Below are 15,283 nucleotides of genomic sequence, written 5' to 3'. Positions count from 1 at the left end.
TATGGTTGCGAACTACTTAGTAAAAATCTTGTTAATTGAGGATAACCTAGCTTATGCTAGGTTGTTACAAGAGTTTTTGATGCAAGCCCAGTTCCAAGAGTTTACTCTGGTTCATGTGAAGCGATTGGGGGAAGGACTTGAGGAACTAACTGAGTGTAATTATGATGTTATTTTGTTAGATTTAACTCTACCTGACAGCGAAGGATTGTCATCTCTGCCTTCTCTGATTGGTCAAGCCCCAAGCATACCGATTGTTGTCCTAACCAATACAAATGACGAAGAATTGGCAATTGAAGCAGTGCGACAGGGCGCACAAGATTATCTAATCAAGCGCCAGGTAAATCCAGATGTATTGGTTCGTTCCCTGCGTTATGCGATCGAGCGCAAGCAGCTTTTAGAATCATTACGCACGGTCAACGAAGCGTTACAAATTCGGGTTGAAGAACGAACTGCTGAACTGCTGAAAGCCAATGAACTCAACCAGTTCAAATCTGAATTTGTCTCGATGTTCTCCCATGACATCCGCAATCCCCTAAATACTATTCTCTTGGCTGCTGGATTGCTACAAAACTACGACGAAAAATTGACCAAAGAGAAAAAACTGAATCATTTGCAAATAATTCGCTCGTCGATCAAAAACATGGCGCAGCTATTAGATGAAGTTTCATTCATTGGTAAAGCTGATTCTGGTAGACTGCGATCTGAACTCATCCACTTAGATTTAGAAGCTTTTTGCCGCCAACTAGTCGAAGAAGTTCGATTAATGGCAGGCGAGAACCATCTGACTTTGGTATTCGCCAGTTTTGGGCAATTAGGCGAAGCACTATGGGATAAAAGCTTGCTACAGCACATTTTGTGCAATTTACTTACCAATGCTATTAAGTATTCACTACCAGATGGCGTAGTGCGCTTTGAACTAATTGGTCAAGAAAAAACAGTAATTTTCCGAATTCAAGATTGGGGAATTGGCATTCCTGAAGAAGACCAAAAGCGACTGTTTCAGCCTTTCCAACGTGCGGAGAATGTGGGAATGATTCCTGGTACCGGCTTGGGGCTAGCGATCGCCAAAAAGTCTGTGGAAGCACACGGCGGCGAAATTGTAGTTAATAGTCAAGTTGGAGTAGGCACGACATTTACTGTCACCCTCCCTTTGATCATAATTTAAGTTGTTAGAGGATGCTTTAAAACTATTATGCGTTTTGCATAATTAGTCAATTTTTCACTGATATAGAAATAGAGGCTTGACTTTGAAAGAGCATGGTCTACTTACGATCAAAGGATAATCAAGAAAAGCCTGAAACAACCTATTTTTGTTAACTCACATCACGATGAATTTGTACAGTGCGTAAGTCCTAAATTTTTCAATGTTAGGACTTACGCAAAATATCTCTCAAACTCTGATTTCTCCGTGCCGCGCCAGTTGCTACAAACTCCTCCACCCCCGGAACGCACTGGCTTCTCTGCCCCTCTGCGGTTCGTTATTCCGTAATTCCCAATCCCTTTTACGGTGACGTGTACTTAGGCAGATATAAATCCGAGTTTATTTCGACATTATCGAAATTATCGAACAGCAATATTGGCGCCAGTCGTCAGAATTCATTCTGAATTCTGACCGAAAAAACGGATGAATAATCGGCGTTTTTGCACCCCCACCAAATCGAAAATTTGGTGGTGCAACAATTCCTGCGCCGGTCTCAATCCCCGACTGATTGATTCTGACTCCTGAATTCTGAATTCTGAATTCTTCTTCAATGAGCAAGCGTTTAAAAATAGAAAATTAATTGATAATTCTTCGGAATTTACAAATTTGATTTGTAGTTAATTTATATCTACACAGTGACAGTGCGATTGCCAATTGTAAGGTAAAAAGAAACACCCGAAAGACTTATTTGCAAGTGCTTGACAAATTATGCTTCAAGCATGAGGTATTCGTATGTCTGCAAAACTAGTAAATCCTATGTATATGTCCGACTACCAAGCGAAATCTGAAACTAAATATCCAACTGCAACTGGTGGAAAATGTTTAACGCCGTTTCAACGGAAACTACTGCTAGAAAATTTGTACAAAAGTTTACCGGAATCCTACCGTCAACGAATTGAAATCATGTTGTTGGCAGATGAGGGTAAAACTCAAAGGTCGATTTGTCAAACCTTGGGGTGTTGTGCAGCAACAGCAAGACATTGGATGCACATAGCCAGGGCTGGGATGGCGCACCAATGGCAAGATTGTCCCATTGGTCGCCCGAAAGCAATAAATGACCAGTATTTAGAACGTTTGAAAGAACTGCTTACTAGTAGTCCCCGCGATCATGGCTATGTTTTTCGGCGTTGGACAGCAAACTGGCTGGGGAAACATCTGGTAAAAGAATTTGGAATTGAGGTGAGCGATCGCCATATCAAGCGACTGCTTAAACAGATGGGATTATCCACATTACCAAAACCCAGTCATGCTGAACAAAACAACACTGAACAGGTTCAAGGTTCCAAAATTTTGATTAGCGATCTGAAATCGACAACTATTCCCGATAATTCTGAATTGTTACTTATTAACTTTGCGAAATTAGGAAAAGATGTAGACGTTTATGGCGCAAGATATATCCGCTCAGTTGCTTTCTCTGCAACAGTTCAACAATACTCTGGGTTATTCTCTTTCCACAGAGGAATTTCAACACTGTCTTCAACAAGTTAAATTTCTCAACCCGAAAGTCGGCAAATTCTGGCAAGGAACTGATGCTCAACCAGGAATCTATATTGCGATCGCTGGTAAGGTCAGGTTGCTCTCTAGCGCCGATGAATTAATCGCCACCTTGGAGACGGGAGACTCATTTGGGGAATTTACCTTGTTTAAGGAGGGTGACTTTAAACCTTATGCAGCTAGGGCTTCAGTCAACTTGCAACTGTGCTTTGTTCCGAGTGAGGTGTTGTGGCCACTAATGGGTAAATATCCCCAAATTCGGGAGCATTTGTGGGCTAAGGCACTGTCTCGTAATCCCCAACAAGTGGACTACGATAACGCCCCACTACCGCCATCTGATTTAAAACGGCTGCATGAAACGAAGATTTTGCCAACGCTAGCAGTAGAACCACGCGAGAAAAAGATTAGTAAAGCCTATTTTCCTAACTCCACGCAGCGAGTCGGGCATTTATTACAGCGTGTGATTCAGCGCTATCCGTTTTTTGCCCAACAGAGTGGATCGGATTGCGGTGCAGCTTGTTTAGTGATGGTGTCTCGCTATTGGGGGAAAAACTTTAGTGTAAATCGCCTGCGGGATATGGCCAATGTTGACCGCAATGGGTCGTCACTGCGAGGATTATCGGCGGCGGCGGAAGCCATTGGGTTTAGCACGCGACCTGTGAAAGCGAGTCTTGACCAATTGGCGAAGCAAAACTTACCTGCGATCGCTCACTGGGAGGGAAAGCACTACATCGTTGTCTATAAAATCACTCCTAAACAGGTGATTGTGGCAGATCCTGGTATTGGACAACGCACCCTCAGCCACGCCGAATTTAAAGCCAACTGGACTGGTTACACATTGCTGCTGCAACCGACAGCCATGCTTAAGGATACCAAAGAGACTTCTACCCCCTTTTGGCAATTCTTTGAGTTGATGAAGCCTCACTCTTTGGTAATTCTGGAAGTGTTTGTCGCTTCCTTATTTATCCAGATATTTGGACTTGTGACTCCCTTATTCACGCAGTTAATTTTAGACCGCGTGGTTGTACAGCGATCGGAACTCACCTTAACGGCGGTGGGGTTAGGGTTACTGATTTTTAGTTTATTCCGTGTGGCGATGACGGGGTTGCGGCAATATCTGTTAGATCACACGGCGAATAAGCTCGATTTAGCCCTGATTGTCGGATTTATTCGCCATACTCTGCGGCTACCATTGAGTTACTTTGAGTCCCGTTATGTGGGGGATATTATCTCTCGTGTACAGGAAAACCGCAAAATTCAAAGTTTCCTCTCCGGTGAAGCATTGTCCATCCTACTGGATTTACTCACTGTCTTTATCTATTTAGGATTGATGTTTTGGTACAGTTGGAAAATGGCGTTGCTGGTGTTGGTGATTGTACCGCCTTTTTTCCTGCTGGCATTGATTGCCACACCTTTTTTACAAAAGATTTCTAGAGAAATATTTAATGCTGTTGCTCAGGAAAGCAGCTATCTGATTGAAGCCCTTTCTGGTGTGCGAACAGTTAAATCCACAGCCGTTGAACAGACGGTGCGTTGGCATTGGGAAGAGTTATTAAGTAAAGAAATAAAAACTACTTTTTCGGGGCAAATTATCAGCAATCGCCTGCAAATATTCAGCAACACAATTGAAGCAGTAGTAACTACCCTCTTGCTGTGGTTTGGGGCGTACCAAGTGATTCACAACGAACTAACCATTGGGCAATTGGTAGCATTTAATATGTTGCTGGGAACTATTATTACACCTTTCCAACGATTAATAGTTTTGTGGAATCAATTGCAAGAAGTGGTGATTGCGGTGGAACGCATTAATGATGTGTTGGATGCGGAACCAGAAGAGGATTTGCAGCACCAGGCGCGGCAATCTTTACCACCTATTCAAGGTAACATTTGCTTTGATAACGTGACGTTTCGCTATCACCCGGAAAGCGATATCAATGTTTTAGAAAATCTCAGTTTTGAAATACATAGTGGGCAAATGGTTGCCCTGGTGGGACGCAGTGGTTCAGGGAAAACCACGATTTCTAAGCTGGTTTTGGGGTTATATCCCCCCACAGACGGCAACGTTTTGATTGATGGGCATGATATTACCAGTCTTTCATTGCGTTCTCTACGCGAGCAGGTTGGGGTAGTTGACCAAGATACCTTTTTGTTTGGCGGAACAATTCGGGAAAATATTAGCTTGGCACATCCTGGGGCAACTTTGGCAGAGATTATTGAGGCGGCGCGATTGGCGGGTGCTGATGAGTTTATTAAAAAGTTGCCTATGGGTTATGAAAGCCAGATTGGTGAAGGAGGGGGGATGTTATCTGGAGGACAGCGACAAAGAATTGCGATCGCTAAGGCGTTGTTAGGCAATCCCAAACTATTGATTTTGGATGAGGCGACTTCCCATCTGGATGCAGAGTCAGAAAGGATTATTCAGACCAATTTAAACACAATTCTTCAGGGCAGAACCACCTTAGTAATCGCCCATCGCCTTTCAACTGTGCGGAATGCAGATTTGATTTTGGTGCTGGATCGCGGCATCTTGATTGAGAGTGGGACTCACCAAGAGTTGATGGCAAAGCGGGGACATTATTTTTATCTCAATCATCAGCAGTTGGATGTTGCAGGGTGAAACAAGAAGATAAGCAGGAAGCTTTTCTTGTCTCCCGACTTCCAATACGGTTAAGATCCCCCCGCCTGCGGCAACCCCCCTTTTTAAGGTGGTAAATAAGAGACAAAGCCCCCCTTGTCTCGTTCCCAGTCTCCGACTGGGAATGCATTCCGGGAGGCTCCGCCTCTTGACTAGCGGCAGAGCCGCAATGAGCAGCATTTCCAGCAAGAGGCTGGAAACGAGGTTTGAAAAGGGTTTTAGCTGTAAGTTTACACCAAAGTTTCTTGTCTCCCACTCCCAAAATCCCAAATTGAGCTCAGGAAAAATCATGCCAAACACATTGAATGGAAGGGTTCAAACCCAAATCGATGAGGTAGAACAGCGCGAGGAAATTTTAAGGGAGAAAACACCAGCTAGATCAACTGATGATTGGGCTGACGCGACCAAGGATTTACTTGATAGTTTGCCCCAAGTTTGGACAAGAGGATTACTATATTTTTTGGTGGTGTTTGTGTCGATTATTTTACCTTGGGCGATGCTATCTAAGGTGGATGAAACGGGTACGGCAAGAGGGCGACTTGAGCCAAAGGGAAAGACAGTTAGGCTGGATGCTGCTGTGGCGGGTACTGTTGCCGAAATTCGGGTAAAGGAGGGTGATTCAGTTAAAGCTGGGCAGACTTTATTAGTGTTGGAATCGGAATTAGTTAAGGCAGAATTGCGGCAAGCACAGGATAAGTTGGAGGGACAATTAAATCGACTTTCTCAGTTAAATTCATCTAAAAGTCAGTTAGTTGTATCTTTGACAACGCAACAGCAACAGAACCAATCTCAACAGTTAGAAAAGCAGGCTCAAATTGACCAAGCGCGACAGAATATGAATGCTCTTAGGAATTCCTATGACTTACAAAAAGACGAAAAATTAGCTCAAGTAAATCAGGCACGGCAAACTCTTGAGCATAGTCAAACAGCTAATAAGTTGGTAAACAGTAGTTTGGCGAGTACCGAGCGGGAAGTTGAACGCTATCGTAGTCTTTGGGAGTCAGGGGTTGTTCCAGAAATTAATGTTGTCCAGAAGCAAGATATAGCTAAAGACAAGCAACAGTTATATGAACAAAATCAGTCAGATATTCAGCAGGCTAAATTACGTTTAGGAGAACAAAAAAGTAGTTATGAGCGGACAATTCGGCAAGCAAATGCAGATATTGAGCAGGCACAGTTGCGACTGAAAGAACAGGAAAGGAGTTATCAGACCTTAACTCGTTCCAGCAAGCTTGCTTTGCTAAAAATCGACGAACAACAGAAGAATTTGGAGACAGAAATTACTACGCTTCAGGCAGAAATTGCTCAAAATAAGAGTCAGATTGTTTCGTTAAATTTTCAGTTAGGACAACGAGAGTTAAGAGCTACCGTGAATGGTAGAGTGTTTCAGTTACCGATACAACGGGCTGGGTCTGTAGTGCAGCCAGGAACAATGATTGCAGAGATTGCACCCCAAGGTTCGCCTTTAATAATTCGGGCGCAAATGGCGACAACTGAGAGTGGTTTTTTGCGAAAAAGATTGCCAGTGAAGTTAAAGTTTGATGCTTATCCTTTTCAGGATTACGGCGTGTTGGAAGGAGAATTATTAGTGATTTCTCCTACTACCATAGAGGTGGATACACCTAATGGTAAGGTGGCAGCTTATGACTTGGAAATTGCCATAAAACAAAAATGTCTTCTCTCGGCTAATAAGTGTATTACCTTGCATCCTGGAGATACGGCGACGGCTGAGGTAATTGTTCGCCAGCGTCGGATTATTGATTTTCTGCTTGACCCGTTTAAGCAGTTGCAGCAGGGAGGGGTGAAGTTGTAGGTATTTCACTGTACTTATGTATTCCCAAACCTAACTCTCCAGCCCTCTTTCCTAGCAAGGAAGGGGGAGAAAAAGCCTCTCTCCTACTAGGAGAGGTCAGCATTTCACATTTAATTTAGTCTACATGCTTAGGAGAAACATCATGTCACCAACTATTACCATTACTAACGAAGATATTCTTGAGCAAGTCAAGCTATCTGGCAAAATTCCTGAGATAATTGAAGAGATTGTCACTCGCAAGGTTATAGAAAACGCCGCAGCTGAGGCGGGTATCAAAGTAGAGACTGAGGAACTTCAGAAAGCAGCGGATCAATTGCGATTAATGAATCAACTTCAGAGTGCTGATCATACCTGGGCGTGGCTAGAAAAACAAGGTCTGTCTCTAGACGATTTTGAAAAAATGAATTACATCAACTTGATTAGTAATAAATTATTTCGGCATCTGTTTGCAGATAAAGTTGAACCCTATTTCTTTCAACATCAACTAGACTATGCTCGTGTAGTGTTATATGAGGTTATCTTAAATGACGAAGATTTAGCGATAGAACTTTTCTATGCCATTCAGGAAGGTGAGGTGAGTTTCTATGATGTTGCTCACAAATACATCCAGGATATAGAGTTACGTCGAAAAGGTGGATATCCGGGGATAGTGTATCGTCAGGATTTGAAGCCAGAAATTTGTGCTGCTGTTTTTGCGGCTAAACCGCCGCAGCTTCTCAAACCGATTGTTAGTTCTAAGGGAGTACACCTGATTTTGGTGGAGGAGATTATTCAACTGGAATTGGATAATGCCCTATACCAAAAAATTGCTTCAAATTTGTTTTCTGAATGGCTAAAGGAACAAATCGCTAAAATTGATGTTGTTAAGCAGTTAGACTCTAATTGTTTAAGCTCTAATTCCGAAGCCTAACCTTAAGAGGATGTTTGAAAAGTATTTTTGGTAACATCTAAGGCTCCCAAACCTAACCCCCCAGCCCCCCTTTCCTACAAGGGAATGGCAGGGTGGTTTCATACAAACAGAGAAAAACTGTAACTAGCTTTCAAAGCCTCTCTCCGCTTCGGGGAGAGGTTTGGAGAGGGGTTTTGAGTATACTTTACAACTTTTCAAACAACCTCTAACGGTGTGTAGATGTCTTCAGAGTCAGGATTGAGATATGGACGCTCTAGGTCAATCTTGAAGTAGTCGAAATGTTGGAGTATATATTTCATCCGAGCTTCTTTTGATTCATCACCATTTTTATGAGCTTCTAGTAAGGCATTGGCAACAATTTGACAGCGGTTCCATCCGAAAGTTTCCGAGTATTTAAACAGCACTTTAGGATGAGGGTGTTCGGCTAACCCAATTCCAGGCGCAAGTACCTTAGTAAATATGGGAACATGCTCTTGAAAGTGGGATTTCGTTTCTGCATAGATAATTTGTAAAAGTTGACGAATTACTTCGTAATTGCTCCGATGAAATTGGATAAATCCTGAGTTATAACCTTTGTAATTCAAAGGATTGTGTAATACTTTAAAAGCGAAGGGTAGTTTGATTTCATTCAATCTTGTTGTCACATGCTTCATAGCTATAATTGCCGCTTCTGGAGCGAAGTTGAAGTAAGCAAACACTACCTGATTGGAAGGGTCTTTCCAAGTGCTGGCATCAGTTTCTGCCTCTCCAATTGTTGTATATAAGTCCCATTCAATACTCCTAGATGGCATTAATACTGAGACGGAATCATTAACTGTAGCTAACTGCTCTTCTAACTTAAGATGACGGTTTCGCTGAATGTGAAGAGTAACTCCGTCGTATTTCACAGCAAGACTACCATCAGCTTCTTGCCTCAAAACATGATAGTCTGGGTGAAACCAACCTTTACTCTTATTATTTCTCTCTAGTTGTTCGTAGAATTCCCAATCTACTTCCGTTGAAGCTATCTTCTTTAAAGTTTGGTCATTTGTCTGAAGTCTTTGACTTACTTCTTCCACAAGTGAACCTTCGTAGTGAATTTCATATATCAAGTTTCTTAATAGTAAGTTTAAAGACTCGTCTTGAATCTCCTGAGGCATTTTTTGCAGCTGTGCTACCGTGGCAATAGGAACTTCTAGAGGAGGAAAGCCAGAGTAACTGATACGAAAGTTGGAAGATTCTAGTCGAACCTTGTTAGCAATTTCCAGCAAAGTTTGTAGTAACTGCATAATAGTTGCTCTTAATGCTAGTTGATAGAGGGTAGTCTTGAGTCAATAAGTTCTAATTCTGTTGTATTAAGAACAGAGCTAAAGGATTCGTCTGGCTGGCACAGTAAGCTCTTTGCCACTTGAAGCATACAAATGCCTTGATTATCAAAGCCCTTATGAGACTGAATTCTTGCCATAATTTCAGAAATTAAAGCAAGACCAGCGAATTGAATAACTCGTCTAAGAAAGTCAGGACGCTCTTCTAAAACTTTCGGGTAAGTCTTGATGTAAGCTTTGGTTATAGCGACAGTTGAAGGGCGAACTACTTCCAAAGGGATTGTAGCTAACTGTAGAGATTGCTTCAGTTCAATGGCAGGATGTACAGTTACACTGTTGAGCCATACCAGCAAATAGCCAGCAATCGCTGTTCCTAAATCACAAGCTGGATCGCCCCAGCTACACCTTTCCCAGTCAATAAGCTTAATTAGGCTTTCATCAGAATACTCAGTTGCTAATAATAGCTTCTCCCACTGTCTAGATATCAGAATCTTATTTAACAGAAGGTTATTGTGGGTTAGACAGCAGTGGCGATGATGAACTACAAGGTCTGTAACTGCTTTTTTCAGGTTTTCAAAGCGTTGATAAAAAGCAATAAACTTCAATCCCTCTGCTGGGAATTTAACTAAACTCTCAGGATCAATCTGATCTAAAAGATAGTTAGAATATGGAGGCTGATAGCAAAATTGACCTTCTTTTATCTTCGTCATAAAATGGTAGCAATCTTGAGAATTCATAGTTTCAAGATGCAGTATTGCTAAAGTAGTTCCAATTGCCTCAGCGATGGACGTTGGAAAAGTTCTAGCATTATCGTAATAAGTATCTAAATTGATATAATCAGCAGAGTGTTTGTAAATCAATATCGAGTTGTTCTCATCGAAATGAACCATTTTTGGAAGCAACGATGAAGCGTAAACTAAATCGGGACATAAATGCATAAATGAGTAGATATCATGTTCATTACAAATGTCATTACTAAAGTTATGAATTTGGTGATAACACTCTTGCTTAACAACTAGCTTGCTGTCATCTGCTACATTAACTGTCCAGTGTAAATTTTTACTGTGTTTATCATCAATTGTAATAACTTCTAAGTCGCTTTGTTGGCATATATCAGCCTCTATTAAATAATTAAAAAAGTTTTGATAGTTGAGTTTGATGCTCACAGATAGTCTCCTTTCGGTTTTCTCATTGGACTCATATGGTATATCCGTATCAACACTAACTTTTCCTTTTAAAGCCTGAAAACAGGTGCTGATGATTTTACCGAAGTCTGATTCTTATCCATTTGGTGAAAATAAATGCTAGGCAGGATAATCAAGCCACGGTAAAAGTGGCTTGGAGTTGTCTCCAGAGCCACAAAAATAATTGAAAAAATCAGCTGACTGCAAGTTTGAGTTTGCTACTCAGTTCCCAATACGGTTTGGTTAAGATCCCCCCATTTGTGGCGACTTAAAAAGGGGAGTAAAAAAAAGTTATGAGCAAGCTTTTTTAAGGGGGGGGTTGGGGGGATCTTCAAAATATTAAAACGTTAACCGAACCGTATTGACTCAGATCCCCTGAACGGGTTCTTTGTTAGAGACTGGTTTTTCAATAATATTACAAACACACTGATAGCTTATCTTGCTGCTGAGAGGAGCACTCCTCGCCGCTTGAAGACCACCAAGTACATTACTAAGTTCGTCGTCATTTAATTCATTCAGTAAACCTTCAGAATCGGCGAACAATTCAGCGCCAGCAGGTTCAATGTCATTAATCTTAATATCAGCCATTTAAGTTTAGTCTCCAATACCATTATGTTAGTGATTAGAAATCAAATGGTTAGATTTGACTCCTGATTACATCCTATTTAAAAAAATTGAATATGCATAGACATTTCAACAGAGTTAAAAGACCATAAAAGTTACAGATTTAGGTAAAAATAGTCGGCTATTTCTGGTAAAAATCTATTTTTTATAGAGGATTGTAGAAGTAGATGAGCTTGAGGAGAGACAAAATTAAAATAGTTATGTCCCCATAAATTTTTAACTAACCAAAAGTCACAAAAAATCAGCCCAAGAATCTTCTAAGACTGAACGATAAAAATTTACGGCTATTTCATTGTGGCGGTAGAAGCAAACCCTATGCTTCAGGTTAGACGTGCCGCAAACTGCGCGATCGCTTTCCACAGCCGCTCTAAAATCTACTCTCTCGTCAATCCCTGAGAGTCGCAGACGCTCTGCGTTGGTATCCAAACTCTAGGCTGATCAACAGATATTAAGTAGAGACGTAGCAGTGCTACGTCTCTACATTTTTTTCACCAGATGTCTAAATATATAGCAATACTAAATGATTCGTGAGAGAAAAAAGGCTGAAAAGGTTATAAATACCTACTTTTAATCTCCGTGTTTTCTCACGATTCAATTCAGATTGCTATATTGACTTTATTGCTATTACGACCAGACTGAGACATACTTCTGAAGAAACAATAGCATACCCTATTAGAACAGGCGTAACTCCTCCTTGGATATCAAGCTCTCCGTCAGATAAATCTTTCATATAGCTCTCAGAGTCAGAAAACAGATCATAACCAGTGGGATGTAGGTCAGAGATTGCAATGTTAGCCATTTTCAAATGTACTCCTAAATCAATTTGTTTCAGTTGGGATTAGATTTTGAATTGCTTACTCCCATTACCATAATCTGTTACTTTCTCTATTATTCCAATTTTTTATCAATATAAACGTGCCAAAAAGAATGCCTTTTTATATTAGTTAATTAGCAAGTTAACTGCGCTGTTTATCAGTCGATAAAAAGGATTATTTTTATTTATATAAAATCCCTGATTTTTGCTGATATAATTTAAACATTTATTTTTCCTTACTTACATTAATTTAAGTTAAAAAAACAATAAAAAATCAGCCCAAAAATCCTCTTGGACTGATCGATAAAAAATTAGGCTTATTTCAACAATCTAACTAGTTATTGACCCTTAACCAATGGAATTACTAATAAATATCTTCTGAATTGGCATTGAGATAAGGGCGCTGCAAGTCAATCCCCAAATGAGAAAATTGCCCAAGGATAGCCTGCATCCTCCCCTCAATTGATTCATCTCCTTGATACCAAGTTTCCAACAACCCATTCGCTATAATTTGACAGCGATTCATCCCAAAGCTTTCCTGAATACCAAACTTTTGGTCTGGTTCTTCTGCCAACCCTAAGCCTGGTGCAAGTTGCATGGTGAATAGCGGCACCTCCGGCTGAAAATGCGATTGGTTTTCTGCATAGACAGCCTCAAGTACTTGCCGGACAGCTTCATAATTGCCTTTTTCAAAGTACAATACCCCTGAATCGTAACGCTTGTAGTCATCTGGGTTATACAGCACCTTAAAGTGGAAAAAAATAGGAATGGCATTCAGCCGCCGCGTCAGGCTACTCATAACCACCACTGCACCTTCTGGGCTGAAATTAAAGTATACTCGTACCAGATTTTCATGACTTTCATGTACAACATTGCTAACTGCCACGTAAAAGCCATTTTGCACCAGATTCTTCGGCATCTTGATAGCGACAGAATCACCTACGACAGCTGCCACTTCAGTAGGTTGAAGATGCTTATTCCGTTGAATATGCAGCCTCAAACCACTTTTAATCACAGCTAAACTGCCATCACTTTCTTCTCTCAAAACAGACCAACCAGGATCAAAGTAGCCCTCTCCAAAATTACTTTCATGCGATCGCTCATAAAACCCCACATCTACCCCTAAAACAGTATTATTCTCCAAATCTAGGGGCAAACCATTTCCCTCCCCATCTAGTGCCAATGTACTTTGCATCGAACCGTTGTAATAAATACCGTAAAGAAAACTCCGCAATTGCAAACTCAGATATTTATGTTGCATCTGGGTTGGCATCTTCTGAAAACGTTCAACTGCCTCAGATGGTAATTCCAAAGGTTTATAATCTGAATGGTGGATGGAGAAATCAGATTTTATCTCAATTTTCCGAATAATATCTTGCAGAACATCCAGTAATTGCCCAGTTAAACCAGTCTCTAGGTGAGTTTGAGGAGAATTTAATAATTGCATAACTACTTTAGTAATAACAAAATGATTTAAACAGCAGAACTACTCAGGTGAGTTAATTCAACAGCAGCAGCGCCAAAAATTGTTGGCATCGATTGTACAGGACGGCTTAATAATGTCTTAGCAACCTGAAGCATAACAATCCCCATATTGCCAAACGATTTTTGGTACTGAATCATCGCCTGAATCTGTTGAATCAAAGCAAAACCCGTAAATTGCACCACCCGCTGCAAAAAATCAGGGCGGTGTTCTAGAATTTCTGGAAAAGTGTTTAAATAAGCTTGGGTTAATGTACCAATTGAAGGCTGAAGTAGTTCTAAAGGTGTTATTGCCAAGCGTAAAGACTCTTCAATACTCAAAGAATTACTGATAATCAAACTACCTAGCCAGATTTGTACATAACTAGCAATAAGTGTTCCTAAATCAAAAGCTGGATCTCCCCAAGCCGAGCGTTCCCAATCAATTAGCCGGATAATATTGTTACTGGAATTCTGCCAATCTTTTTGCAGCAGGATATTATTTAGTTTCAAATCATTGTGGGTGAGACAAGAGGGCGTTATAGCATTGCCCAATTCTGCGATCGCGTGCCCCAAGCTATCATAACGTTGATATAGAGCAAAAAACTTTAACCCATCACCAGGAACTAGACCAAAAATTTCCGGTTCAATCCGTTCTAATCCCCGAACTAAATGCGATACTTGATCAGCCATTAAATTATCGGAATTTTTAGAAAAGAATTCCTGATATTCTTGGCGGTTGAAAGTATCACGATGGATAGTTCCTAAAATATTACCAATTGCTGTAGCGATTTCTGTAGGAAAGCTATTTTCCTTGGTATAGAAATCCATTAAATCCCGATAATCATCCAGATATCTGAAGACAATAATGGAATTGTCGGCATCAAAATGCAGCATCTCTGGCAAAAATGAGCGGTAGTTATCAAGGTTTGGAAATCGTTGCAAAAACTCTTTAATTCGCCACTCGCTTAAAAATTCACCAGCCGCTTTCCCTTGCTGATTATGTCGTTCTTGTTTAACTAGAAGTTTGCGATCGCCTGGTAAACTCAGTAATAAATTAAAGTTTTTGGCTGTAAGTGGTTCTACCTTGCTGGGAGGTTGCTCAGACTGATTGCACAGCCCTTGTTCAATTAAATAATGGAAAACATTACGAGAATTTAGTAAAAATGTCATAAGCTTTAAATGTGTCAACTATGTATTATTTGTATGCCAGTATAAAATCATTGTTTTTTGGTAACTGTTGATGACGACAGCAAGAAAAGTTTGATGTCACTAGAATCAGTTAACTAGGTTTTCGAGAATATGCGGTGTCTACGATGGTCACTGAGCTTGCCGTTCACGCAGCGTCTCGTAGAGAAGTGCGGGCTTTGCCTACGCATTTTTATTGTGTAAGAGATTTCCAAGAAATAAATTACGAACCACAGAGACGCAGAGAACACAGAGAGAGGATAAGAGATTTTTGCGTCAGTTTTGGGATATTTTTTTATTTGTAAGTCTCTAATTAAGATTAAGTAATTTGTGGATATAGCAATCCTAAATCATTTGTGAAATCTTCTCTTTCTACACTTCGCGCCCTTTGCGTCCTTTGCGGTTCGTTAAACAAAATAATTTTCACAACTCAGATAGGATTGCTATATAATCTAATTAGTTTTCAATTCTCAAAACACCTGCTTCTTTTTCGATGCGGTCTAGAGCTTTCTTTGCCCGAAAAATAATTCTCAAATAAGCTAGTTGACTATTCCAAGCTGAACGAGGTAACAGGGTTGCTTGAGAGTCAGGAACAGTCGGATTTTCTGAAGGGATAGAGTCAGTAGAGATATTGTTCATAGAAATGGTATTTTGC

12 protein-coding genes are annotated in these 15,283 nt (G+C 40.6%); 5 read left to right on the top strand and 7 right to left on the bottom strand.

Annotated features, from left to right (window positions below; translation table 11 throughout):
• Window position 1 precedes the first annotated feature (1 nt).
• The 5 genes from V7K27_RS07195 to V7K27_RS07175 all read left to right on the top strand — a co-directional run bounded on the left by V7K27_RS07195 (window position 2) and on the right by V7K27_RS07175 (window position 8,053).
• On the top strand, window positions 2-1,165 hold the full coding sequence (locus tag V7K27_RS07195; protein ID WP_334945696.1) for a hybrid sensor histidine kinase/response regulator: 1,164 nt from the start codon (window positions 2-4) through the stop codon (window positions 1,163-1,165).
• A 768-nt stretch (window positions 1,166-1,933) separates the two neighbouring features.
• Window positions 1,934-2,689 carry a helix-turn-helix domain-containing protein gene (locus V7K27_RS07190; RefSeq protein ID WP_334945694.1) on the top strand — a complete coding sequence of 252 codons (756 nt, stop codon included), beginning with the start codon at window positions 1,934-1,936 and terminating at the stop codon, window positions 2,687-2,689.
• Window positions 2,583-5,312: a peptidase domain-containing ABC transporter gene (locus V7K27_RS07185; RefSeq protein ID WP_334945692.1), complete on the top strand. Its 2,730-nt coding sequence runs from the start codon at window positions 2,583-2,585 to the stop codon at window positions 5,310-5,312. The genes V7K27_RS07190 and V7K27_RS07185 overlap by 107 nt, the downstream gene beginning before the upstream one ends.
• Before the next feature lie 307 nt (window positions 5,313-5,619).
• Complete coding sequence (locus V7K27_RS07180; RefSeq protein WP_334945690.1) at window positions 5,620-7,143, top strand: HlyD family efflux transporter periplasmic adaptor subunit; 1,524 nt, start codon at window positions 5,620-5,622, stop codon at window positions 7,141-7,143.
• A 142-nt stretch (window positions 7,144-7,285) separates the two neighbouring features.
• Window positions 7,286-8,053 (top strand): peptidylprolyl isomerase, encoded by a 768-nt coding sequence (locus V7K27_RS07175; protein WP_334945688.1) that lies wholly within the window; start codon window positions 7,286-7,288, stop codon window positions 8,051-8,053.
• 194 nt (window positions 8,054-8,247) lie between these two features.
• On the opposite strand, the gene V7K27_RS07170 is transcribed toward V7K27_RS07175, so the two are convergent.
• The 7 genes from V7K27_RS07170 to V7K27_RS07140 form a co-directional block, all read right to left on the bottom strand.
• A complete protein-coding gene (locus V7K27_RS07170) occupies window positions 8,248-9,321 on the bottom strand; it encodes a T3SS effector HopA1 family protein (protein WP_334945686.1) in 1,074 nt (357 codons plus the stop codon).
• Between the two features lie 17 nt (window positions 9,322-9,338).
• Window positions 9,339-10,523 carry a phosphotransferase family protein gene (locus V7K27_RS07165; RefSeq protein WP_334945684.1) on the bottom strand — a complete coding sequence of 395 codons (1,185 nt, stop codon included), beginning with the start codon at window positions 10,521-10,523 and terminating at the stop codon, window positions 9,339-9,341.
• 384 nt (window positions 10,524-10,907) lie between these two features.
• The gene (locus V7K27_RS07160; protein WP_334945682.1) at window positions 10,908-11,129 is read right to left on the bottom strand and encodes a bacteriocin; all 222 of its coding nucleotides are present in this window, start codon (window positions 11,127-11,129) and stop codon (window positions 10,908-10,910) included.
• Window positions 11,130-11,396: 267 nt separating this feature from the next.
• The gene (locus V7K27_RS07155; protein ID WP_334945681.1) at window positions 11,397-11,591 is read right to left on the bottom strand and encodes a hypothetical protein; all 195 of its coding nucleotides are present in this window, start codon (window positions 11,589-11,591) and stop codon (window positions 11,397-11,399) included.
• 752 nt (window positions 11,592-12,343) lie between these two features.
• A complete protein-coding gene (locus V7K27_RS07150) occupies window positions 12,344-13,426 on the bottom strand; it encodes a T3SS effector HopA1 family protein (protein ID WP_334945679.1) in 1,083 nt (360 codons plus the stop codon).
• Window positions 13,427-13,452: 26 nt separating this feature from the next.
• Entirely contained in the window at window positions 13,453-14,613 is a 1,161-nt protein-coding gene (locus V7K27_RS07145; protein WP_334945677.1) for an aminoglycoside phosphotransferase family protein, read from the bottom strand.
• Between the two features lie 471 nt (window positions 14,614-15,084).
• On the bottom strand, window positions 15,085-15,267 hold the full coding sequence (locus V7K27_RS07140) for a hypothetical protein (protein ID WP_334945675.1): 183 nt from the start codon (window positions 15,265-15,267) through the stop codon (window positions 15,085-15,087).
• Window positions 15,268-15,283: the final 16 nt, after the last annotated feature.

The organism is Nostoc sp. (genome assembly GCF_036919575.1).
In the GTDB taxonomy this organism is placed as follows: Bacteria; Cyanobacteriota; Cyanobacteriia; order Cyanobacteriales; family Nostocaceae; genus Nostoc.
This window is presented reverse-complemented; position numbering and strand designations above follow the sequence as displayed.